This window comes from Streptomyces sp. GESEQ-35 (assembly GCF_017948485.1).
In the GTDB taxonomy this organism is placed as follows: Bacteria; Actinomycetota; Actinomycetes; order Streptomycetales; family Streptomycetaceae; genus Streptomyces.
Window position 1 is genome coordinate 113,559 of the sequence record NZ_JAFFSX010000021.1, and the last position, 22,153, is coordinate 135,711.

A 22,153-nucleotide genomic window follows, 5' to 3' on the forward strand; every position below is an offset into this window, starting at 1 on the left:
CGGGACGGTGGGACGGGCGGTGGCCGATTTCCGTACGGGCCCGGGAACCACGTTCGGGTGCATTCCGTGGATACTTGCGTTGACTCTGATGCGGAATGCGACGGGAAACAGGGGCCGCTGGCCAGGGCCACTGGGCACAGACCGTGAACGTGAGTGGGGGGACGATGTCGCGCTGGAAAGCGCTGCCCGTTGAACTCGATCCGAGCGTCCTGCAGTTGGTGGCGCGCTTGCGCCGACTGAAGGACCTCGGCGGGCTGAGCATGCGGCAGTTGGCGGCGAGGACCGGATACAGCCCGAAGTCGTGGGGGCGGTATCTGGGCGGCAGGTCGCTCCCGCCCCGGGACGCCGTCGTGGCGCTGGCCCGGGTGAGTGGAGAGGACCCCACACGGCTGCTCGCGCTGCACGAAGTCGCCGCCGAGGCCTGGGCGAACGGGCGCGGAGGGACGGCCCTGCGGGAGGCGCCCGTGCCGGAGCCGGACGTGCCGGAAGCGGAGGTTCTGTCGGCGGGCGACGAGAACCCCCCAAACCTCAAGCGTTCGCTGCGCGTCGCGCTGGTGGCGGGGGCGGTGACCTTGACACTGGCCGTCCCCTCGACAGTGCTCGTGACCGTACGGGTCCTGGACCACGGCGGCGGGGCGACGGCGGCGGCGACTCCGACTCCCTCGTACCCGTGCCGTATGGAGCGGGTCGACGGCCGCTGGTACGCGGGCAACAGCCGTACCGGGGACGCCATCGTGCAGTACGGCAGCGTCGGGCCGGAGGTGGCCGAGGCGCAGTGTCTGCTAGGCCGGGCCGACTTCTCGCCGGGCGATATCGACGGGATATTCGGCCCGTTGACTCGGGGTGCGGTCAAGGCGTTCCAGCGGCAGGCGGAGCTCGACGCGGACGGGGTCGTCGGGCCGCACACCTGGAAGACACTACGGCGATGACGGCACCGACGCCCTCGCCGGAACGGGCCCGACTGGCCGCCGCTCTACGGGAGTTGAGGGCCCGTACTAGTCTGAGCATGGCAGGGCTCGCGGCGAAGACGACGTTCAGCAAGTCGTCCTGGGAGCGCTACCTCAATGGCAGGGCGCTGCCGCCGCGCGAGGCGGTGCAGGAGCTGTGCCGTCTGGCGGGCGAACCCGATAGCCGGTGCCTGGCGTTGTGGGAGATCGCGGAGTCGGAGGGGAGCGGGCGGGCGACGACGAGGGCTGTGGGGGCGGGGTCGGTGGCGGTGTCCGCGGCGGGTACACGGTCGCGGGTGCCGTCTCTGGACACGGCCCAGGTCCCGTCTCGGACCGCGCCCGCGGGCTCGCCTCCGGTTGTCGCGCCTCCGGATCCGCCGGTGGCCACCCGTGCCGGTAACCGGCGTGCGGCGGCCGTGGCCGCGCTCGCGGCAGTGTGTGCCGTGACCGTCGGGGGCATCGCGGTGACGCTGTTGCTGTTGCCGCACCCGGGCGGCGAACCGCGGTCGCCGGGGAGCGCTGCCCCGTACGCCACCGGTCCGGAGTGCCGGGGGTCGGCCTGCGAGGGCAAGAACCCGGTGGACACGGCCTGTGCCGTCCTGCCGGTCACCCTCGCCCAGCACCAGCTGGCGGGCGGCGCCCGCCTGCAAGTGCGCTACAGCCGGCCGTGCGGGACGAGTTGGGGGCGGATGTGGGGAACGCGCGTCGGCGACCGGCTCGAGCTGACGGCGGACGACCGGGTCCGTGAGGCCGAGATCAGGGATGCCGTCGACCTCGACTCCTTCGTCTACACGCCCATGACGGTGACCGGCCCCGGAACCGCCCTGCGGATCTGTTTCCGTCCGGCGGCGGGCAGCAGTCCTCCCCAGGAGGAGTGCTTCAGCTCCGTTTCGCCGTGGTGACCCCGGGTGTCGCGTACGGCATCGTTAAACGACTACCGGCACCGGTCCCGTCTCCCGGATCGCCGACCGGGTTGAGACCCTACAACTTGACCTTGCGTGAAGGGTTCTGGGCCGCGTGCACGAGGCGATCGCGGCGCCGGGCGCCAGGAGTGCCGAACTCGGCCTGCTGGCCGCCCTGTTGGTCGACGGGCTTCGGCACCTTCTACAAACCCCACAAACCCAGGACCGCCGCCCCCGCCGCCGCATGAACCCCACACCGCCGAATCACCTCAAACCCGGCACGACAGGGTTGACGAAAGACATAGAGGCACCCCCCCGCACCACGGTGCGACGCGATCGGCGGCCGGCGGGTGCTGCAGGAGCGCGGCTCACTGTCCCAGGGACGCGTACCGCGCGCCGCACACGGCCAGCTCGGGTGGCGCTGCGGGGTTCGCGGTGGTGTTGTTGCGTCAGCCGGTCTGGGTGGCCAGGGAGTCGAAGGTGTCCTGCATGATGACGTCCGTGGCGCCGGGCTGGTCGACCAGGGTGTCGTACAGGTCGGCGAGCAGCCACACCACGAAGCTGTGCGCCAGGGCCTCCTTGGGTGGGACGATCCCGAACTGGTCGCGCCAGGCCACTACGTCCATGCCCATCGTGGCGGCCATAAGCACTCCGGTCACCATCGGCACCTGGGCGGGGTCGGCCAGTTCGGAGTCTGGGAGCTTGCGAATCACCGCCGGGATCAGATCGCTCAGCGGGTCAAGACGCCCCTCTTCGTCCTCCGGGCCGTCCTGCCCGATGATGTGCGTGGTCAGCACGCCCACCAGGAAGACCGAGCCCCTGGCAACTTCGCCCTGGCCGTATGAGTCCATCGCGGCCCGGACGCGCAGCTGCGCGTGCCGGCGGTCCTCCTGCGATGTGCGGTTTTCCAGGATCCGGTACGAGTCCCATGCTGCGCGGACCGCTTCGTCCACGACTACTCCGTCGCTGCTCATGCGCCGACCCTAGTGATGGCGTGGCCGGGCCCGACAGGGTGCACCAGGAACCGCTCGTCCCGGCAACGGCCCTCGCCAACCGTACGTGTGTGGCACGGTGTGCTGTGGCCTGGCCCGTCGCACTCCCCGTGGTGACGGGCCAGAGCCATGTGCAGCGCGCGAGGGGAACTCCATGCCGCGCGCCGGCGTGATGCTGGGGTGTCCGCGGCTTCCGGGTCGACACAGCGTGACAGCGATGGTGCCGGCCGGGCCGGCACCAGTCGCGGTCACCTCATCACCCCGCCGCTCGCTCCCGGGCTGTTGGATCCAGGACCGGCCGTCGGAGACGGGTCGTGGTCTCGGACATAGACGGTGACTCGCGCCCCGTTGACATGGGTTGTTCCGTACTCGCGGAAGTTGCGCCGCAGGGTGCTCGTTTTCGCTTCCTCCTGCGGGTTGGTCGGCGAGTGCGCACCCGCTGCGCGGACCGCGACGATCCGGTTGAATTCCAGCATGCGTGCCGCTATTTCCTGGGCGGGAAGCTCGACACCTGCAAGTGTGTTCGACGAAACGGGATCCTGCGCCAGGGCCAGATCCGTCAGGAAACGGGTGTCCTCGGGATTGGCCGCGGTCAAGATCCGGTGCTGGCCGGCGAGATAGAGCAGTCCGTCGCCGGGACGGCCTTCCTTGCGTACGGTGGCGCCGATGGCGGTGACGTCATTGCTCCGGCTCTGGGGCGTCCTCAGCGACATGCTCGGCTGGACGAGCGCGGCCAATACGGCAACCGCCGCGATCCACGCGATGCGTGAAGAATGCCACCGCCGGTGGAAGTAATCCATCAAGGCGCCCAGCAGCAACGCGATTCCGATATTGCTGAAGAGCACATACCGGTCGACGAAAATGGGCTTGACCAGTGAGGCGATCAGCAGCAGAAGGCCCGGAAGGACAAGAATCGGCACAGCCAGCGCGGAAAGCCGTACGGGCCCCCTCACCCCCAGGGGCGCACGGGCACACGCCACGCCCACGACCGCCACCACCAGGAAATATTGAAGCCGTACCGGTCCGCCGATCCAGGACACCTGCTCCGACTGCCCCGCACTCCAGATCGCCAGCGGCAACAGCCCGACCACAATGCCCGCGGCAGCCACACTCCACGCCCTCAGCACCGGTCGTGGAACACGGGAGACGACCAGTGTGACGCCGTGTGCAACCAGGGCGAGGACCGCGAACTCATGGAGGAGACAGGCCAGCAGCATGGTGGAGCCATATACCGCCCACCGCCACCGGGCGCGATGCGGGACGCTGACCACGAGCGCGTAGGTGGCCCAGGTGACCAGGGCACACACCATGGCATACGAGCGGCCTTCCTGAGCGAACTTCTGTACCTGGGGAAGGAGCGGAAACACCAGCCCGGCCAGCAGCCCGGCACGGGGCCCCGCCAGGCGTAGTGCCAGAAGCCCGACTCCGCTCGCCGCCGCGGACATCGCCAGCACAGACGGCAGCCGCAACGTCAGCAGCCCTCCGCCGAAGAGACCGAAGATCTCATGCATCACGGCGTAGTAGAGGGCATGGACCAGATCAACATGCTGGGCGGTGTGCCATATCTGCGAAAGATCGCGGTGCGCGAGCTGATAGGTGACGGACTCGTCCCCCCACATGGTGTTCTTCCTGCGGATACCCCAGAGCCCCAGAGCGATGGTCAGCGCCAAGGGCGCCATGACGACAACGGCTTTGGCCGGGCTCGGTGATGGTCGACGGGCGGCTACGGGAGGGGAAACCGTCCTGGCCGCGGCGGGGGCACGTTCAGCAAGGGACATCGGCGACAGGGCCTTTCAGCAGTGGCGAAGAAGCTCCGCCAGCGTGCCGGGACCTCGTTGACCGGATGCTGATCCAACCTGACCGGCCGATCAGGAAGGCGGGCCGGCGCTGTGCGAGGCTGCACCGCATGCGCATTCTGGTGGTCGAAGACGAGGTGGACCTTGCCCACACCCTGCACACCGGTCTGACCGCCGAGGGCTACAGCGTCGACCTCGCCCATGACGGCCGGCAGGGATTGTGGATGGCCCGGACCGGTGAATACGCCCTTGTCGTCCTGGACTTGATGCTGCCCGGACTCAACGGCTACAAGGTCTGCGCCCAGCTGCGCCGGGAGGGCAACGCGACCCCCATCCTGGTACTCACCGCCAAGGACGGGGACTGGGATCAGGCAGAGGCCCTGGACACGGGTGCCGACGACTACCTGGCCAAACCCTTCTCCTACTTGGTGCTCGTCGCACGGCTGCGGGCCCTGGTCAGACGAGCCGCCACGGTCGCCCCGCCCGTCCTTGCCGTGGGCGACCTCTCGTTGGATGTCGCCGGCCGGGTCTGCCGCCGGGCCGGGACCCGGGTGGACCTCACCCCCCGGGAGTTCGCCGTGCTGGAGCTGCTGGCCCGCCGGGCGGGCCAGGCGGTCTCCAAATCGGATCTGCTCTATCACGCGTGGCCCGACGAAGCCTGGGATCCCAACCTGGTGGAGGCGCGCGTCAGCGCGCTGCGCAAGAAGGTGGACGCCGCGTTTGACCGGCAGTCCCTGCAGACCGTACGGGGTACCGGCTACCGGCTGGTGGACGACCGTGAACGCGACTGAGCCGCGACGCCGCTGGTGGCCTCGTTCGGTACGAGCCCGCACAGCCCTGGCCGCCGCCCTGGCCGCCGCCGTCGTCCTGGTCGGCATTGGCTGGTGGGTGCACCAGGAGGTCTACCGCGAGAGCATGACCATCGCCGAAGAACGTGCCGAGCGGAATCTCGCCGCTCTCGTCCATCAGCTGAGGGATGGTTCGGTTCCCGGTCCCAGAAGCGCCGCGCCGTACGAGGTCGTCGCGACCGGCCGACGCACCGCTGTCGCCTCCGGCGGAGCCATGCAGGACTTCGATCCCCGCGCCCGCCATGTGCTGCCCGCCCCACCCGCGCTCTCCGCCCCGACACCGGATGACGGTGAGGGCGGGGGCTATACGATGCAGCCCCTCCGCATACCGGAGCGCCGCGACTACAACCCCGAGTACGGATACGACTTGGCCGGCAAGACCTACTTGGTCTTGTACAACGACATCTGGGCCGGTGAACTGGGCAAGGACAAGGCCGCCGCCCTGGGAGTCACCGCCGGCGCCACGCTGCGGGCCTACGTGGTGGTGCTCCCGGACACAGCCGAGGAGATCGCCGACACCACCGACCGCCTGCTGCTGCGGGCCGGTCTCGTCGGCCTTGTGCTGATCGCCGCCATCGCCTACTTCACCGTCCGCATCGCGCTGCGGCCGGTCGAAGCCATCCGCGTCCTCACCGCCTCGGTCACCGCGAGCGACCCCCGCGAACGCGTCACCGTCCCCGCCACGGGACACGAGATCACCGCCCTGGCCACCACCATCAACACCACCCTCCAACGCCTCGACAACGCCGCCGCCCAGCAACGCCGCTTCGTCGCGGACGCCGCCCACGAACTACGCAGCCCCCTCACCACACTGCTGGCCAGCCTGGAAGTCGCGCTCGCCTACCCGGAACGCACCGACTGGCCCGCCGCGGCCACCACCGCCGCACGACAGACCCGCCGCCTCCAGGCCCTCGCCGAAGACCTGCTGCTCCTCGCCCGCCTCGACACCCGCACCCCCACAGCCGGCCCCGAAACCGTCGACCTGACAGCCCTCGCCTCCCGGCTGACCGAGCAATACCCCCTCACCGAACGACCGTTGACCCTCACCTGCGACAGCACCGCCCCCGCACACGCCCACGGAAACCCCGACGAATACGAACGACTGCTGCGCAACCTCATCGACAACGCCGCCCGCCACGCCGCACACCGCATCCAGATCACCATCCGAGACCAGGACGACTGGATCGTCCTCACCGTGCACGACGACGGACCGGGCGTGCCCACCGAGGACGCCGAGCGCATCTTCGAACGCTTCGTCCGGCTCGACGACGCCCGTGCCCGCGACCACGGCGGCACCGGCCTAGGCCTCGCCATCGCCCGCGACCTGGCCCACCGCCACCGAGGCACCCTCACCCTCACCCCCCAGACCCTCGGAGCATGCTTCCAGCTACGCCTTCCCCAAGCCCCCACCCCAGCCGAGAAATGACGCGCTTCACCGCGGCAGCCCTTCGGAACCGGAAGACCACCAGATGACCACGCCCACCGCCGCTGCCACAGAAACGATCATTCACTTCACCCGCCACCTGACTGAGCCCGGCTGCTGTGGACCTCCACCGCCCGACCCGCGCGCGGCTCGGAGATCACCGCCTGCCGCCACGACGACCTGGTCGGCCGACTCCGCGCGGCCGGCCTCGCCGCGATCGCCGACCTCGGCTTCATCGGCCTCGACGGTGGTGGCGACGGCAGCAGCGACCCGCGGTCATCACCGGCTACAAGAAGCCCAGGGCAAGAAGCTCACGCCCGCGAAGAAGCAGGTCAACCAACTGATCGCCGCAGAACGAACCGTCTGCGAACACGCCTTCGCACACCTGAAGAACTGACGCGCACTGACCCGGATCCGCCTCGACGTGAAGTGGGCCACCCGGCTCGTCCGCGCGCTGAGGGTCCTCAACTGGCACGAGATCGCCCGCTGACCGACGATCTTCACCGCAGACAGCCGCCGCCGACCAGCACGAGCATGACCTCACCCACCCAGGCCACCCCCGTGACCTGCACGTTCAAGATGAACACAACTCACTGGTGCTGGGGATGGGCGCGATGTGGGAGCCCTGACCGAGGAGCCAGTGCAGCGGCTGCCGGTCCGTTCACACGAGCCAAGGTGCCGGCGTCGAGCGGCCTGTACGCCACATAAGGAATGCTGAGTTCCTGGCAGAGTTCCACGGCGCCGTCGTCACGGTGTGTGGAGTTGAGGACGTTCTGCACCGCGGCAATGGTCAAGTCCTTGCCCACCCGGCGGATGGTCCCGGGCGTGACCTTCGACAGACCAATGTGCCCGATCTTGACCTCGTCCTGCAGTGCCTGCATGACGGCGATCTGGTCGTCGAGGGCCACCTCGGGATCGATCCGGTGCAGGTAACACAGCTCCAGCCGGTCGACCTTCAGGCGGCGCAGACTAGCCTCGACGGAGGCCCGCAAGTAGAAGGGATTGCCGAGCGGCACCCACTGCCCCGGGGCGGGGCGGACCAGGCCGACCTTCGTGGCGATCAGCACGTGCTCCGGGTACGGGGAGAGGGCCTCGCGGATTAGGTACTCGACGGTGTGGGGACCGTAGGCGTCCGCGGTGTCGATATGTGTGATGCCGTGCGTGTTCACGGCCCGCCGGAGCACGCTGAGCGCGATGTCGCGGTCGACGGGGTCTCACCACTGGCACGGTCGACTGGGCCACTCTTGGCGCGATCACGCAGGTGCTGCTCGCCAATGAGTCCCTGGCGGCACTGGATACTGACGAACCGTGATGGGTGCGGCCCCACTTCCGTGACTTCCCCGCTCGGGCGATGTAGCCGGAGTCGTCCCTGGAGTGAGCCTGCTGGATCGCTCGCGGCTTCGACAACTCCGAGTTGTGCAGGAGACCGCTCTGCCCGCCGAGACCCGCTCACCAGGCACTCTGTTCGATCACATCGCCGTCATGCCAGACCCATGAATCACCGAGCGCGCCCCGGCCGTCCAGCCGTTGCAGCGCCCAGCCCTCCTGGCCCTCGACGTACGCGGGCGCATCAAGCGTTGATCACGAGTCAGCTCACAGAGCACTTGTCGAACTGTCCTGCCGTATTTGACCGTTGATTGCGCGGGACTGATCGTTTGTCTCTATCGTGGACGGATCACGAGAGAGACTACGGGGGCGTCATGCGGGTTCAGGTCAGTATCGACGCGGAAGACGGTGGCACGGCGCTCAACGACCTGTACCGCTGGTTCCGACAGGATACCGACCTGCGACGCCATGCCGAGGTACGGCTGCGGCCCCTGCGGCAGACCGGTGGCTTCATGGGAGCCGCCGAAGTGGTCGAGCTGGTCATCGGCCAGGGCATCGCGGCAGCCAACCTCGCCGTCGCGTACGCCACGTGGCGCCAAGGACGCGCCGTGCAGGCCCCAGTGACGATCACGGTCGGCGGCGTATCAGTCACCGTCCGGGACGGCTCGGAGGAATCAGTGCGCCGGATCATCGAACTGCTGCGGCCCGGAAACGATGCCGCAAGCGACGGCGGAAACGACCCCGGGAGCGGCTGATGGGTGTGCCTGATCCCGCGCGATCCCGTGCCGTCCTCATCGGAGTGGACGGTTACGACCACTTGGACGACCTGCCTGCGGTCGGCAACAACGTTCGCCGCCTCGCGGAACTGCTGACGGATCACGACCTGTGGGGCCTGCCTGCGGAGCGCTGTGTGGTGCTTCACAACCCCTCGACCACCGACGCCGTACTCAATGCCGTCCACGAGGCCGCGGGCGCAGCAGAGGACGCCTTCGTGCTCTACTTCGCAGGCCACGGCCTGGTGTCGCCGGTCGGCGAGGTCGACTTGCATCTGGCCCTGCCCGATTGGGACGACAATCGGTCGTACCGGTCCGTTGCCTACAGCGCACTCCGGCACGCGCTGGTTGACACGTGTACGGCGTATGCCCGTGTGGCCCTCTTGGACTGCTGCTACAGCGGAATCGTGCTTAAGGGGTACATGAGTCCGCCCAACATGGCGGATCTGGCCGCTGTGGACGGCACGTACGTGATGACCGCGTCATCGGAGACCCAGCTGGCCCGCGCGCCGGAGGGGGGGAGGAATTCACCGCCTTTACGGGCGAGTTGGTGAAGGCGCTGGCCGAGGGGATACCTGGTGCCCCCGACCCGCTGGACATGGACACGCTCTACCAGCACCTGGACCGTGAACTCCGCGCCAAGGGCCATCCCGTACCCCAGCAGCGGGCCCGCAACGCCGGCCACAACATCGCTCTGGCCCGCAACCGCTGGGCAACGGGCGAACTCGCGGAACCACCGCCCGCGCCGGACCAGGCAGGCCACGAGCAACCGTTGGTAACCGCACCGCACGCAGCGACCACGACCGGCCGTCCCGCAGCGCAAGAGCCGCAGAACGCGGCGGTCGTCCGCAGCGCGCCGGGAGCGGGTGACCACCGACGCCTGCCAAACGACCCGCCCCCGGGCCCAGTGGATCCCGACCTCCCGCCTGACTCCGCTGCCCCGGACCTGCCGACCGAGACCGCGGCCCCGTCGGCCAGACTCACCGCTGGGCGCGAGCCCGCACCGCGCCTCAACGCGGCAGATGCCGGCGCGCGATCACGGGCAGCCGCTGCCACGACCGGGACCGTGCCGCCTCATGGGCGCGTACGGACAATGGCTTTGCCCACCAAGGTGCTCGACCCGCCGGCCAGGCCGATCTGGAAACGCAGAACAGTCGTGGCGGTGGTGGCGACACTCCTGCTTGCCGCCGTCGTCGCCCTTCCGTACGTACTCTCACAGGACCGGGGAAACGCCGGGCAGCAGAGCCCGACGAGCTCCCCGGTCACGCCTCTGAGGCCGACGCCGACGCCCAGTCCGAGCGCGTGGCCGACGACCACTGGGCGATACGCCACGATCCCCGACATCTGCACCAAGCTGGTGAGCAGAGCAAGCAAGATCGTTCCAAGTACTGTGGGCGGCACGGAGGACACACCGTACGGCGACTTCGCCGGTCTCGCAGAGGCACACGAATGCGACTGGAGCACGGAAGGGGAATGGCAATACCACCCCTGGGCCGCCAGATTCACCGTCGAGATGTTCCGATTCTGGTCCGGCTCCGACGCGTCGGCCGCGTTCGAAGCCGAGCGCACCGACGTCTACGACAGCGCACTGCGGCTCCATGACTACGCCGACGCGCTTTGCATGCGCATCCAGGCCGACGAGGAGACCCCGTACACCAACGTGATGTTCCGCGTTGACAACCTGCTCGTGCAGGTGTCCTACAACATGAAGACCAAGGGTTCGCCTGATCCGGCCGTGGCGAAACCGCGTGGCCTGGACATGGCGAAGTACATCTACGAGCTAGTGACGCCGCCCCGTTCGACGGCGCTCGTGGGCAGGAAGCACAGCCTTGGCTGAGCGGGCTTGCTCGCCAGCACGAACCCGAAGCCGAACACCGGCCCGGGCATGGCTCAGGGGCCACCGTTCAGGCGGTGTGACGCCCGCGTAGACCACGGCGATCTGGTCCTTCACGAGAACAACACCCCTACAGGAAGGGCCGGTTGCGGACAGAGCGGTTGGCTTACCGTCGGCACCGTTGCACCACACCTGTGGTGCTCGATAGCCTAGGGTTCATCGCTTCTGAACTGCGCGAACGTGAGCCTTCCTCCTGTCGCAAGAGGTTCACCCCGAGAAAAGGCCCGATGGAGGAGTTCACCGGTTTGATGGCCGGGTTGTCGATGCCGGAGTGGGTGACCAGGACCGTCAGCCGCAGGTTCTGGAAGGAGTTGAGGACGGCACAGTCCTCGGCGCTTACCCGCCACCGGGTGATGACCAGGACGTGATTGGTCAGCCCTTGCTCGTCTAGCTGCCGGAGGACTGCGAAGACGTGCGGCTTGACCACGGGAAGCATCGGATCAGTGGCCCGGTTCAACAACTGGATTGGCGTCTTGTGGGGCCGGAAGTACGGATGATTGACGAGCGCGGCGAGCGCAGCCTCGTCGCTCATGAGCCGCTTCGGGGTCTTCATACCGAAGTTGTCGAACAGGTGGCGGACGCAGTATCCGCACTCGAGCGGACAGCCGACGATGTGGTTCACCGACAGGCCTGACTTGCGGTACTCGATCACGTCGGCGAGCTCGGGCTTCAGCTCACTGATCTGCTCGGCGGTCAGGATCGGAAGCAGGCGGCGCAGTACGGCGGGAGCGGTCAAGGGATCCTCCTGGGCCGGGGTGGTCAGCGGTCGGCGTGAGTGGGCTGGAGCGGTACGCCGGTTGGGGAGATGAGCAGTCCGCGGCGGGCGGCACCGAACCAGGTGCCGAAGTCACGGCGGGCGGCGTCCGGGTCGTCCGAGGTATGGACGAGGTTGTGCACGAGGCGCTTCTGGGCGAGCGCAGCGTCGAGGCTGTCGTTGCCGAGATCACCACGGATGGTGCCGGCCGCGGCCCGTGTCGGGTCGAAGTGCCCGATCAACTGGCGCAGCAGGGCGTGGATGCCGGGCTCGCCGAAGGCGAGGGCCACCGTCACCGGCTTGCCTGCATACGCGTCGTCCAGGCACTCGGGGATGTTGCGGTCGGGGAACCAGGCGGCGTCCACCAGGAGATCCCAGTAGTGAACATGGGCCTGCCACGGCTGCACGGTGACATCGAGGCGGCTGGCAACGGTGACGCCGGCGGCGGCGATTCGCTCGAGTACGGCGTCGACGAGGCGGCGCTCCACGGCATCCGGCTTGCACAGGATCACGGAGCAGCGGTCGAAGTCGGACACCTGCAGCGTGCGGCCGGGCCCGTACCAGGTGCCGTACTCCCGGCGGGCCCCGGCCGGATCGTCCGAGGTGTGGACCAGGTTGCGGACGAGGCGCTTCTCCGCGCGCGCGGCGGCGAGACTGTCGTCGCCCAGTTCGCTGCGGATCGTGCCGGGCACCGCCAGGGTCGGGTCGGTGTGGCCGATGAGCTGGGCAGCCGGGCGTGAACGCCGGGTTCACCGTGTGCCAGGGCTACGGTGACCGTCTGGCCCACATACGCGGCGTCGATGTAGGAGGGCAGGTCGCGCATGTCTCTGCGGCCGGTGTCGGCGAGCAGATCCCTGTAGACGACGTGCGGCTGCCATGGTTGGGCCACGAGGTCCATGCGGTCCGAGACGGTGATGCCCGCATCGGAGATCATTCCCAGGATCCGGTGGATCAGGCCTCGGGCGAGGGCGTCCGGCTTGCACAGGATGACTGCCCGGCGGTCGAAGTCGACACCTTCCACCACGGCGCCGCTCCTCGGCTTCCCGTTCCCGCTCATCGCAGGCTCCCGTCAGGGGCAGCGAAGCAGGCCGACCACTTGCGTTCCATGAGCCAGCGCAGGCCCGGGGGGAGCGCGGCCAGGAGGCCAGGGTCGACGGCTGCGGTCTGGTCATGCTGGATCTGCCGGTACAGCTCGAACAACATGACCACCTGCTCCCAGTACGGATCCAGGCCCAGGCCGCGGATGTGTTGGGCGTTGTAGCGGAGCTGGTTCGTGCGCAACGCCTCTTCGTGCTGCAGGACGTGCGCGATCGTCGCCCCCTCGGTGCTCTCCGGCATTGCCGGGAACGAGAAATCGGGCGCCGTGGGACGGGAGTCGACCTCGTCCAGGACGCGCTTGACGCGCTCGGCGTTGCGGTCGTTGACGTGGGCGGACCCAATGAAGTGGGTGTACGTCCCGAGCTGCAGGCCGAGCTGGATGGCCGCGTATTCCTGGATCATCGTGCAGGAGAAGACGTCGGACAGCAGGCCGCAGTCGAGATCGTTCGCGCGCATGTTGCAGATCATGTGTAGCTGCCCGTCCCGCGGGAGCAGGTGCAGGCCGGCCAGGCATGCGACGTCAGGGTTCTTGCGGTCGGCGAGTTCCTTCGCCCTGAACACTGGCAGGTATCCGCGCTTGCTGTCGGGTTCGTTCAACAGCAGTTCCACCACGTGGTCGAACTGCGACTGCTTGGCGCCGCCGGCCGGGCTGAACAGGGCGTGGCCGTACGCGGATCCGCCGAGTCGGATGCCGTCGGCGCCGCTGGCGCGCATCGACGGGGCGTAGTAGCCGATCATTTCCAGGTCGCGGCGTCCGGCGAGGTACCAGAGCGCTTCCGCGAACTGGAACACCGGGTTCGCCTTGCGCTCGGCCAGGTACGGTAGGCGCTGGCGGGGGTCGGTGAGGCGGAATCCCACGCCGATGACCTCACGGGCCTCGTTGCCGCGAGCCGCGGTGTGGTGTTCGGACTCCTCGGTGGCCAGCCGGAGAAGGGCCACGTAGGCGCCTTCCACGCTGGTGAACTCGGGGGCGGTGTGCATGTGAACTCCAGGTCAGGGCCCCCGGTGAGCACTCCAGTTGTGCGTGTGTCCCGGCGCGGGGGCGCTCGGCAGTCTCGGCTGGCGCTGGGGCCGTTGGGGGACGTGACCCCAGCGCCGTCTCCGCCCGCGCCGAATGCCGTTTGTCGTACGGGCGGAGTCTGGTGCCTGCCCGGTGGCCAGGGCCGGATCCTCCCGGGCCACCGGGCAGGGGTCTATGCGGCGAGCGTCGCCAGTTCCTGCGTCAGCTCGTCGAGTCCGACCACCCTGAGAGAGCTCAACCTGCGGATCAGTTGGGAGCCGAGCAGAGTGGGCAGGTTCGGGTGCCCGAAGGGCAGGGCGTGGTCCGGCTGCGCAACGACGTGCACCGCGTTGTCCGCGTTGAGGCCGTAGAGCGCGGGACCGGGTGATGCGCTGGAGGTGCAGAAGGCGTGCGCGACGGAGACTAGGGTGACGTGGTGGTGCCAGCCCCTCCAGGTGCGGCCCTCGAAGTGGGCCAGGCCCAGGGCCTGTTTCATCTCGCGGTAGTCATGTTCGATGCGCCAGCGCAGTTTCGCGGTGCGCACGAGGGTGGCCAGCGCCGTGTCGGAGGGCAGGTTGGACAGCCAGAACTGCACGGGTTCGGGTTCGGTGGCGGGCCATTCGGCCAGCAGCTAGCGCACCGGCAGCTCCGGGCCGTCGGCGGCCTTGCGGATCGCGCGCCCAGCGGGCCGGATCCGCAGGGCCACGAACCGTGAGTACATGCGCTTGACGCCGCTGCGGCCGCTGCCCGGACGGGAGCCTTCCCGCCACTGCACCGGCCGGGCGGCTTGCTTGCCGGCCTCGATGACCAGCTTCTTCACCGTCTGGGCCGGCTCGGGGTGGGCGGGCTGGGGCCTCGGGCCGCGACCTGCGTAGGGCGGGGTGCGCGGCCGTGCTTCTTCCGGCTGGCGCTGACCGGGCATTGGTGGTTGCTGGCTGGCAGCGCGCTGGGCGGGGCCAAGGACTACGTCCGCGAGTTCAACGCGGCCCTGGCCCCCTGACGGCGCGAGCCGGCCGTGCGCGAGTTCGTCCACCGGACCCGCAAGGAGCTCGGCGTCGCCGCCTGACCGACCGGCACACCCCTCCTGGTGCGGCTCGCGTAGCTCGTCCAACAGGGCGATCCGGCGTTTCGCCTCCCTGATGAGGGGTTGGCCGCGGGGCGTCACCCTGACCGGCCGCTTGCGGTGATTGAACACGGCGAACCCGGCGGTGTCCTCCACCAGGCGAAGGTGCGCATTGAACGTCGTCCGGGGGATGCCGAGGGTGAGGGCTGCCGAGCGGCGCGTTGAGTATCCCGGCACCAGCGCCGCGCTTCGCAGGGCGGTCAGGCAGTTCTGGCGGATGCTGATGCGGGGCATGGCCAGCGAGAGCCTCACCGGCAGGTCGGCGAACGGATTCGAGTGGACGCGTGGCGGAGGGACGTGGCCGCGGAGAGGATGACGAGGGATCCCCCATGCGTCGAGGAGGTTGGTGATGCTGTTGCCGCCGGTGTTGAGCTCCCGGCCGATGTCCGCGGCCATGCGCCCCTTTACGTGGTACTCGTTCCTGAGCCAGGTGCGGTTGACTGACCTGGCGAGTTCGCCTGCCGCGCGGCGCGGCCGGAGCGGGATTCCGGCTTCCTTCAAGGAGTAGCGGACAATGCCGGGACTGCATCCGGCGAGCTCAGCGGCCTTGACGGCATAGCGGTGCATCAGCGGCTTGCCCGGCGCGAAGTCCGCACGCGGCTCTCCGTCCAGCGCCAAGGCCGCGTCGCCGAGCCGGTATCCGGTCAGGACCTCCTGGAGGTGCTGGACCTTCACGGTCAGCTCGTCGTCTTCCTCGGCGGCCAGGCCGCTCAGCAGGGCTGCGGAAGCCGTCGTCTCCTCCGGAACCGGCGCCAGGATCTCGGTCGTGGGATGGGCAAGCAGTATGGAGATGTCGACCTGCCGCAACTTCGGCGGCCCGGCCAGCGCCGCCTGGCGCAGGAGAATCCGTCGCCCCTCGATCTCTTCGACGGTGAACTGCTCACCGTCGAAGCCGATCGGCAGCCCTGGCCGCAGCGTCGTCGTCCACTGGTTGATACGTGCCTCCGCAGTACGCACTCTCCCGACAGCGGCCGGGCCGCGAGGTCCGTGGTCAGCCTCCCGGCCCACAACAAGGCCATGAGCGGAGGACGGGCTGCTTCGGGCTCCCGGTCTCCGGCCAGCCGCCGCTCGGCGAGCGCCAGCTCCTCGCCGTCGACGACTTCTTGCCAGGCCCGTTCGGCGTCGGCGGCGGGTACAACGCCGGGGTGCCGATAGGCGGCGAGGAAACTGATGTTCTCCAGCAGGGTCGGCTCGGCTCCCGACCAGATCTCGTACTCCCAGCCATGCCGCTCGATCAGATGTCCCGGCCAGGCCAGCGCCTGCGCGACCTTGGGGTCCTGCAGGCGCGAGGCCGGCTTGACGTTGACGACGCGCACCGTCCCCGAGCGCATCACCAAGAGGAAGTCGGGAACGTGGCTGCGTACCTTGCCATCGATCCTCGCCACCATGCGCAAGGGCTGGGCGAAGATGCCGCACACCGACGGATCGAAGTCGGCGAGCAGCAGACGGGCCAACTTCAGGTGGCTCTCGTAGACAACCTGGCCGCCCGTCATCGCCGAGGCGTAGTTGCCCGAGTAGTGCGCCATCCCGTGCACCGAACGAACCCGGCGCCACGGGTTCGACTCGTCGAAGTCCCTCAACCGCAGCAGGCTGAAGGGGACGTCGCGCGTCGACCCGTCGGCGTACCGAATCGACGCCGTGGGGCTGTTGTGTTTGCTACGGCCCTTCCTTGAGCGCTCTTCGGCCATACTGGAACGGTGCGAAGAGCACACACCACCCAAACCGGACGACCGCTAACAGTCGACAACTGACAACTACGGCGCGCTACCGCTGCTCATGATCGCGCGGAAATGCTCGCGAAACCGCGACGACGTCGAGGGTGCCGCGGCCGTCGATGACCCTCGGGGTGGCGGCACGGGCGGCGGGGCGGTGCAGGTCGATGTGTGAGAAATGCGGCCCACTCGATCAGGTGCAGCAGCAGGTCGGTGTCCTGAACGGCGGCGATTGGGTTGTAGATGAAGTCGAGTTCTGGGTGCGTCTTGCGGGCGTTGTCGAGGGCCAGGGGGTCGCGACAGTGACGGTGGCGCCGCGTTCGTGGAGCTTCTGCGCGACCGCGAGGGCGGGCGAGTCGCGGATGTCGTCGGTGTTCGGCTTGAAGGGGGCACCCCTGGGGAGCGCGTTCGCATCCCTCCGGTTGGTCACCTGCAGTCCTGATGGCGGAGTCGGGTGGAGGGCTGTGGGAGTGTCTTTGTCTTCACTGAAGGATGGGTGTTTCTGCGCTGGGTGAAGTTTCAACTGGGGTCTGGGCATGCCGAGTTGTGTGGGACGGCTGTGCCGGGAATGCTGGCGTTTCGCGACACGCCAGCAAGGTGGGGGAGTCCATGGCTGCGGTACTGGGGAGCGATGTCCTTGAGGCGTCGCAGGTGCGGATCCGCTCGGCTGCGGGTGAGGTGGTCGGCGCCGGCTTTCTCGTCGCCGCCGATGTGGTGTGTACCTGCGCCCACGTCGTCGCCCGGGCGGTCGGAGCGCCAGATGCCGTGGAGTGGGCGCCCGGCCAGTCGGTGGATATCGACTTTCCGCTGCTGGATGGCAGTACCCGGCGGGCGACCGTCGTGTCCTGGCGGTTGGGCGGGGCGGATGTCGCGTTGCTGCGGCTCGACGCGGGCGTCGAGGGTGCGAGGCCGGCGCCACTCGTCGACGCGACGGGCGTTGCGGGGCATAGGTTCAGGGCGTTCGGCTGCCCGGCAGGCGCCGACGATGGCATGTGGGCCTCTGGGGTGCTGCGCGCCGGGCAGGGCTCGGGCTTGGTGCAGATGGAGGCGCAGCGGCCGGGGCCGCACATCATGGAGGGGTTCAGCGGGGGGCCGGTCTGGGACGATGTGCACGGCGGCGTCGTCGGGATGACAGTCGCCGCACACGAGGGCGAGAGCACCGCGTATCTGTTGCCGTCGGACGCGCTGGTCGATGAGGAAATCCTGGAGCCTCGCTGCCCGTTCAAGGGACTCGCGGCGTTCACGGAGGACGACGCAGAGTTCTTCCACGGCCGAGACAGTGACATCGTCCGCGTGCACACAGCCGTCAACGGGCGGACTGTGACCCTCATAGCGGGGCCCTCCGGATGCGGGAAGTCGTCCCTGGTATGGGCCGGGGTGCTGCCCCTGCTGCGGGCCGACGGCATGAGCGTGACCGAACTGCGCCCCGTCCCCGGCGTGCGGCCGACTGCGGTGCTGGCGCAGGCGCTGATCGGTGCTCTGGAGCCGGGGCTCGACGAAGTCGAGCGGCTGGCCAAGGCCGAGGAGCTGGCAGGGCTCCTGGAGACCGGCGACGATATGCCCGCCAAGCTGCGTCGCAGAGTTCTGGACTGCGGAGAGGGCTCCGGACATGTCGTCTTCGTCGACCAACTTGAGGAGTATGCACTCGCCGACACGGGCGCCGCGCGGGACCTGTTCGGGATGCTCGCCGACCTGGCGGGCAATGACGGCGCGGCCGTGCTGCGGGTCGTCGCCACCACACGCCCCGACTCCCTCGACGTGCTGCTGACGGGCGACACGTCCGACCTTGTGAGCGACGCGGTGCAGTTCCTCGCGCCGCTGGCCGCCGACGACCTGGAGCGGGCGGTGACCGAGCCCGTCGACGCCGTGCCTGGGGTGTGGTTCGAGCCGGGCCTGCCGAAGCGGATCGTGGCGGACGCGGGCGACGAGCCCGGGCGCATGCCGCTGGTCCAGTTCGCCCTGACGGAACTGTGGCAGCGCCGCACCTCCCCAAGGCTCACCCGAGCCGCCTACGACGACTTCGGCGGCGTCGCGGGCACCCTCGTCACCTACGCGGACGAAACTGTGGCCGGGCTAACGTCAGCCCAACAGGAGTGTGCGCGACGCCTGTTCGTGCAACTGGCCCAGCCAGGAGAGGGCGACACCTTCCGCCGCAGGCCCACCCGCACCGCCGACCTCGCCTCCGAACTGCTCGACCTGGCGCGGAAGCTGGCCCCCGGCAAACTCGTCGTCCTCTCCCGCGCCCGTGGCGGTGCCGAGCAGGAGGAGATCGTCGACCTGGCGCACGAGGCGCTGACCCACCTCTGGCCTGCCCTGAGGCAATGGCTCGTCGACTCTCGCGACTTCCGCGCCTGGCAGGAGCAACTGAGGGACGACCTGCACCGCTGGCAGGCGCAAGACCGCAAGACCGATCGGCTGCTGAGCGGAACCGACCTGGCAGAGGCCGACCGCACGCTGGCCCACCACTCCGACGACATATCCGCCGACGAGCGGGGCTACATCCTGCTCAGCCGCCGCCACTCCCAGCGCGGCACGCGCCTCAAGCAGGCCGCGGTCGGGGCGCTCGCCGTTCTCACGGTGCTTGCCGTCGTGCTGGGGCTCTCCACCTGGACGACCCTCAAAAGCACCGAGAAGCGGGTGCGCACCCAGGCCGCGGGCCTGTTGGCCCAGGCCGCCGAGGAACGCCCGGGCAACGACCCGACCACCGCGATGCAGCTTGCGCTGGCCGCCTGGAACACGAAGCAGACGTCCAAGACTCGCCAAGCCCTGCTGCACCAGTACGCGCGAGGGCAATACCTGGTCGGAAGCTATCCGTCGGTATGGCGGGGGCAGGTCACCGGTATGGACGCCACCGCTGACGGCCGGACCCTCGTGGTGCGGTCGAAACGTGAAAGCGGCGAGCGACAGACGATCACCGTGGTTACGGGTGCCCTCCAAGGCAAACCAAAGGCAAGGGAGTTGGGCGGCGTTCCCGAAGGGGATCTGGTGACCGCTGTCAGCCCAGATGGTCGTTTCTTCGCTGCGACGGCAGGTGGCGGGGTGCGGCTTTGGCGGTTGAGTGAGCCGAAGCATCCCGAGGTTCTGGGGCTCGGTGACTACGACGTTCCCGAAAAGACGATCAGTACATTCTTGGACTTCAGCAGTGACGGAAAGCGGCTGCTGCTGGCGATGAACGAAGCCATTGGCGGATGTTATGCCGGCACTGAGGCATGCCACCCCCCTTTCATCGGGGCTTGGCACGTGCCCTCCGGTATCCGTATCGACGTATCGGACCGGATCGTCCCCGAGACTGGGCTGCAGGACGCGGCGTTCACTTCCGACGCAGACACCGTAGTGACGATCACCTCCACCTATAAAAGTCAGCGCGATCGCATCGAGTTGAGGGACCTCACCAATGGTCGGCTGCGATACACCTCCACCGCCGCGAAGTACGACTCGCAGCTGCGGGACGGCGGTGAGATCTTCTACACAATCTCCTCCCAATCGGGCACCGCTCACAGCCAAAGCCTTGGCCGCGCTGCGGGCCGCAAGACCGCCCTGCCCGCCGAGGGGGTTTTTCCGGACGCCACCTCGAGCTACGGCATAGACGCGGGACCGAATGCATACGATGAGGGGACCGGGAACTACGACGAGCCGACCTTGACCGATAGCCGCACCGGGCGCATCTACCGCACCCGCATCCCGACTTCGGGCAACCGCTCCGAAGCCAGTTACACGGGCGTCGCGGCGGTACCGCACGCGAAGGGTGGACTCACAGTGCTCGTGCCCATCGGCACGGCGCTGCTGGCGGTGCGGGCCGAAGCAGTCGGCAGCAAAAGCATCCTAGGGGATGGCTCTGAAGACTACGCGATGTCACCCGACGGACGCTTCGTAGCCAGGTACACCGGCGACCACCTTGAGGTCGTGGACGCCTCACGTACCCGCCTCCAGTCCGTGAAGTTGCCGACTCTCCGCTACATCAACTGGGGTGCGAACTGGACGGCCGACTCACAGCGGATCGTGCTGTGGGACGAGAACGGCACCCTCTACCGGTCGTATTCCGTGCGAGACCTTAACGACAGCGTGCCGCTCGATGATGCTTTCCCGAAAGGAAAGCAGGTGGCCAATGTCGCCGGGCTCCAGGCCAGTGAGATCGCTGTGCTGACCAAGGAAGGCACTCTGTTCCGCGTCGACGCCGCCGATGGGGCTGCGCTCAGCCAGCCCCTCCTCGTCCACCCCGAACCCAATCCCCCCGACGACCCCGAAGGACTTCAGGAGCGGAACCAACTCGTAGCTCGTCCGGGGCACCCTGGACAGGTGGCCGTAGTCACCAATCTGGGATCCCTCCGCGGTGAGGTCCTGCTGTGGGACGCCCATAAGGGCCGACGCATAACCACGCTGCCGGGACCGGAGATCACTGTGCACGGGATGCGCAATGGGTCACTCGCCTTCGACGCCGACGGCTCGCACCTCGCGGTGCAGAACGATACGGGGGAGGTGCGCGTGTGGGACGTGGACCGCAGGAAGCAACTGGCAAGCAGCGCGCTCAGCTCAGATTCCGAGTGGGTTGTTGGGTTCGGCCCCGGCGACAGCGTCGTCACGTATCTCTGGAAGAAGAAGCAGATCCAGATCTACGACGCGATGGGCGACGGCGCCTCCACCACTCTGGTGGTGGAGGCCATCGACACCGACATGGCAGCCCTCCTGCACGGCCCCCGCCTGACCACCGACACCGGCACCATGCGCCAGACCTTCGACCTGAACCCCAACACCCAATTCCGCACCCTCTGCGCTGCCGTAGGGCGTGACTACACCTCAGCTGAACGCAGGGTGATGCCGGCGGGAACGCCGTCGGAGCCGCCCTGCGACTGACTGTGTGGCAGTCGCCCGCCGCGCCCCAACTGCAACTACGTGGTAACCGACTCACTCACGGCAGGAACCCCCGAGCGCTCCGTGCACAATTCTGCGTATGACTAGTACGCAGGAGTTCAGCCTCGACGATGGCACAACGGTTCGGTTCCTGGTTTCAGGGGAAAGCCGACCTGCTCAGGAAAAGGCAGATGCCGTGGGCGGCATCGGACCGATCGTTCCCGTGGCTCGGCGTGGACAGGCCGTCGCCGCAGTCGCCGCCGAAATGCTGCGCAGTACCCTCCAGCCGCTCGGCCCCCTGGTCCAGGAGGTGCACGATGCGGTGACCGCCGGGCCCACACCGCCCGCCGAGGTCGCCGTCACCTTCGGCGTCCAGCTCGGACAGGACCTGAAGCTGGGCATCGTAAACGGCAGCGGACAGGCACATCTGACGGTCACTGCCACCTGGAAGCCTGGGGCGTGAAACACGTTCTTGAGCACCCTGGCGCCGAGATCGTGTGCCGTGACCGGCTGATGGCCTTCACCAAGGCCATCAGCCAGGCAGCCTCCGACGCACTGGAGGTGCCAGATCGGTGGCACCTCCTGAAGAACCTCTCGGCAGTCGCGGAGAAGACCTGCCGCCGACACCGCGAACCCCTACGACAGCCAGTTGCCACCGACTCCGGCCTGAAGCCGACCGGCATGCAATCGCCGCTCCCTGGCCGGAGTGCGCCATCG

At 68.5% G+C, this 22,153-nt stretch carries 18 protein-coding genes and 1 pseudogene; 10 read left to right on the top strand and 9 right to left on the bottom strand.

The genetic code is table 11. The features are described 5' to 3' along the window. The first annotated feature begins 164 nt into the window (after positions 1 to 164). On the top strand, positions 165 to 929 hold the full coding sequence (locus KCH87_RS32920) for a peptidoglycan-binding protein (RefSeq protein WP_210590750.1): 765 nt from the start codon (positions 165 to 167) through the stop codon (positions 927 to 929). Further along, positions 926 to 1,849 (top strand): XRE family transcriptional regulator, encoded by a 924-nt coding sequence (locus KCH87_RS32925; RefSeq protein ID WP_210590753.1) that lies wholly within the window; start codon positions 926 to 928, stop codon positions 1,847 to 1,849. Before KCH87_RS32920 ends, KCH87_RS32925 begins: the two co-directional genes overlap by 4 nt. A 449-nt stretch (positions 1,850 to 2,298) precedes the next feature. On the opposite strand, the gene KCH87_RS32930 is transcribed toward KCH87_RS32925, so the two are convergent. Beyond that, positions 2,299 to 2,823 (bottom strand): hypothetical protein, encoded by a 525-nt coding sequence (locus KCH87_RS32930; RefSeq protein ID WP_210590755.1) that lies wholly within the window; start codon positions 2,821 to 2,823, stop codon positions 2,299 to 2,301. Between the two features lie 266 nt (positions 2,824 to 3,089). After that, positions 3,090 to 4,520, bottom strand: a complete 1,431-nt coding sequence (locus KCH87_RS32935; protein ID WP_247197175.1) for a glycosyltransferase family 39 protein — start codon at positions 4,518 to 4,520, stop codon at positions 3,090 to 3,092. Between the two features lie 227 nt (positions 4,521 to 4,747). Between KCH87_RS32935 and KCH87_RS32940 the strand changes: the two genes are divergently transcribed. From KCH87_RS32940 to KCH87_RS32950, 3 genes are read left to right on the top strand one after another with little or no spacing between them, the layout of a single operon-like run. Beyond that, entirely contained in the window at positions 4,748 to 5,428 is a 681-nt protein-coding gene (locus KCH87_RS32940; protein WP_210590761.1) for a response regulator transcription factor, read from the top strand. Beyond that, entirely contained in the window at positions 5,415 to 6,911 is a 1,497-nt protein-coding gene (locus tag KCH87_RS32945) for a cell wall metabolism sensor histidine kinase WalK (protein WP_210590764.1), read from the top strand. The genes KCH87_RS32940 and KCH87_RS32945 overlap by 14 nt, the downstream gene beginning before the upstream one ends. 43 nt (positions 6,912 to 6,954) lie before the next feature. Beyond that, positions 6,955 to 7,305 carry a hypothetical protein gene (locus KCH87_RS32950; RefSeq protein ID WP_210590767.1) on the top strand — a complete coding sequence of 117 codons (351 nt, stop codon included), beginning with the start codon at positions 6,955 to 6,957 and terminating at the stop codon, positions 7,303 to 7,305. Positions 7,306 to 7,498: 193 nt separating this feature from the next. On the opposite strand, the gene KCH87_RS32955 is transcribed toward KCH87_RS32950, so the two are convergent. Then, on the bottom strand, positions 7,499 to 8,077 hold the full coding sequence (locus tag KCH87_RS32955) for an aldo/keto reductase (RefSeq protein WP_308298975.1): 579 nt from the start codon (positions 8,075 to 8,077) through the stop codon (positions 7,499 to 7,501). A 531-nt stretch (positions 8,078 to 8,608) separates the two neighbouring features. Between KCH87_RS32955 and KCH87_RS32960 the strand changes: the two genes are divergently transcribed. The 3 genes from KCH87_RS32960 (at position 8,609) to KCH87_RS32970 (ending at position 10,844) form a co-directional block, all read left to right on the top strand. Beyond that, on the top strand, positions 8,609 to 8,989 hold the full coding sequence (locus KCH87_RS32960; RefSeq protein ID WP_210590771.1) for a hypothetical protein: 381 nt from the start codon (positions 8,609 to 8,611) through the stop codon (positions 8,987 to 8,989). Continuing rightward, positions 8,989 to 9,561, top strand: coding sequence for a caspase family protein (locus tag KCH87_RS32965; RefSeq protein WP_210590773.1), 573 nt, complete (start codon positions 8,989 to 8,991; stop codon positions 9,559 to 9,561). Before KCH87_RS32960 ends, KCH87_RS32965 begins: the two co-directional genes overlap by 1 nt. A gap of 545 nt (positions 9,562 to 10,106) precedes the next feature. Then, positions 10,107 to 10,844 (top strand): hypothetical protein, encoded by a 738-nt coding sequence (locus tag KCH87_RS32970; RefSeq protein ID WP_210590776.1) that lies wholly within the window; start codon positions 10,107 to 10,109, stop codon positions 10,842 to 10,844. A 163-nt stretch (positions 10,845 to 11,007) separates the two neighbouring features. Here the strand turns inward: KCH87_RS32970 and KCH87_RS32975 are convergent, their stop codons facing one another. From KCH87_RS32975 to KCH87_RS50835, 6 genes and pseudogenes are all read right to left on the bottom strand, one after another. After that, positions 11,008 to 11,637, bottom strand: a complete 630-nt coding sequence (locus KCH87_RS32975; RefSeq protein WP_247197177.1) for a hypothetical protein — start codon at positions 11,635 to 11,637, stop codon at positions 11,008 to 11,010. A gap of 23 nt (positions 11,638 to 11,660) precedes the next feature. Further along, entirely contained in the window at positions 11,661 to 12,347 is a 687-nt protein-coding gene (locus tag KCH87_RS32980; protein ID WP_308298976.1) for a nucleoside-diphosphate kinase, read from the bottom strand. 361 nt (positions 12,348 to 12,708) lie between these two features. After that, entirely contained in the window at positions 12,709 to 13,734 is a 1,026-nt protein-coding gene (locus tag KCH87_RS32985) for a thymidylate synthase (protein WP_210590778.1), read from the bottom strand. A gap of 416 nt (positions 13,735 to 14,150) precedes the next feature. Then, positions 14,151 to 14,660: pseudogene (locus KCH87_RS50830) on the bottom strand (transposase); the annotation flags it as partial. A 926-nt stretch (positions 14,661 to 15,586) separates the two neighbouring features. After that, on the bottom strand, positions 15,587 to 16,564 hold the full coding sequence (locus KCH87_RS32995) for a TnsA-like heteromeric transposase endonuclease subunit (RefSeq protein ID WP_247197178.1): 978 nt from the start codon (positions 16,562 to 16,564) through the stop codon (positions 15,587 to 15,589). Between the two features lie 217 nt (positions 16,565 to 16,781). Continuing rightward, positions 16,782 to 17,126 carry a UDP binding domain-containing protein gene (locus KCH87_RS50835; protein ID WP_374199067.1) on the bottom strand — a complete coding sequence of 115 codons (345 nt, stop codon included), beginning with the start codon at positions 17,124 to 17,126 and terminating at the stop codon, positions 16,782 to 16,784. Positions 17,127 to 17,197: 71 nt separating this feature from the next. Here KCH87_RS50835 and KCH87_RS33005 point away from each other — a divergent pair, with 71 nt between their 5' ends. Further along, positions 17,198 to 21,439, top strand: coding sequence for a trypsin-like peptidase domain-containing protein (locus KCH87_RS33005; RefSeq protein ID WP_210590780.1), 4,242 nt, complete (start codon positions 17,198 to 17,200; stop codon positions 21,437 to 21,439). A gap of 220 nt (positions 21,440 to 21,659) precedes the next feature. Beyond that, complete coding sequence (locus KCH87_RS33010; RefSeq protein ID WP_308298977.1) at positions 21,660 to 21,899, top strand: CU044_2847 family protein; 240 nt, start codon at positions 21,660 to 21,662, stop codon at positions 21,897 to 21,899. Positions 21,900 to 22,153: the final 254 nt, after the last annotated feature.

What these genes read in the sequence shown, in the direction of transcription:
- KCH87_RS32920 (WP_210590750.1), top strand. Translation starts at nt 165, where the DNA reads ATGTCGCGCTGGAAAGCGCTGCCCGTTGAACTCGATCCGAGCGTCCTG.
- KCH87_RS32925 (WP_210590753.1), top strand. Translation starts at nt 926, where the DNA reads ATGACGGCACCGACGCCCTCGCCGGAACGGGCCCGACTGGCCGCCGCT.
- KCH87_RS32930 (WP_210590755.1), bottom strand. Translation starts at nt 2,823, where the DNA reads ATGAGCAGCGACGGAGTAGTCGTGGACGAAGCGGTCCGCGCAGCATGG.
- KCH87_RS32935 (WP_247197175.1), bottom strand. Translation starts at nt 4,520, where the DNA reads ATGGCGCCCTTGGCGCTGACCATCGCTCTGGGGCTCTGGGGTATCCGC.
- KCH87_RS32940 (WP_210590761.1), top strand. Translation starts at nt 4,748, where the DNA reads ATGCGCATTCTGGTGGTCGAAGACGAGGTGGACCTTGCCCACACCCTG.
- KCH87_RS32950 (WP_210590767.1), top strand. Translation starts at nt 6,955, where the DNA reads ATGACCACGCCCACCGCCGCTGCCACAGAAACGATCATTCACTTCACC.
- KCH87_RS32960 (WP_210590771.1), top strand. Translation starts at nt 8,609, where the DNA reads ATGCGGGTTCAGGTCAGTATCGACGCGGAAGACGGTGGCACGGCGCTC.
- KCH87_RS32965 (WP_210590773.1), top strand. Translation starts at nt 8,989, where the DNA reads ATGGGTGTGCCTGATCCCGCGCGATCCCGTGCCGTCCTCATCGGAGTG.
- KCH87_RS32985 (WP_210590778.1), bottom strand. Translation starts at nt 13,734, where the DNA reads ATGCACACCGCCCCCGAGTTCACCAGCGTGGAAGGCGCCTACGTGGCC.
- KCH87_RS32995 (WP_247197178.1), bottom strand. Translation starts at nt 16,564, where the DNA reads ATGGCCGAAGAGCGCTCAAGGAAGGGCCGTAGCAAACACAACAGCCCC.
- KCH87_RS50835 (WP_374199067.1), bottom strand. Translation starts at nt 17,126, where the DNA reads ATGCCCAGACCCCAGTTGAAACTTCACCCAGCGCAGAAACACCCATCC.
- KCH87_RS33005 (WP_210590780.1), top strand. Translation starts at nt 17,198, where the DNA reads ATGGCTGCGGTACTGGGGAGCGATGTCCTTGAGGCGTCGCAGGTGCGG.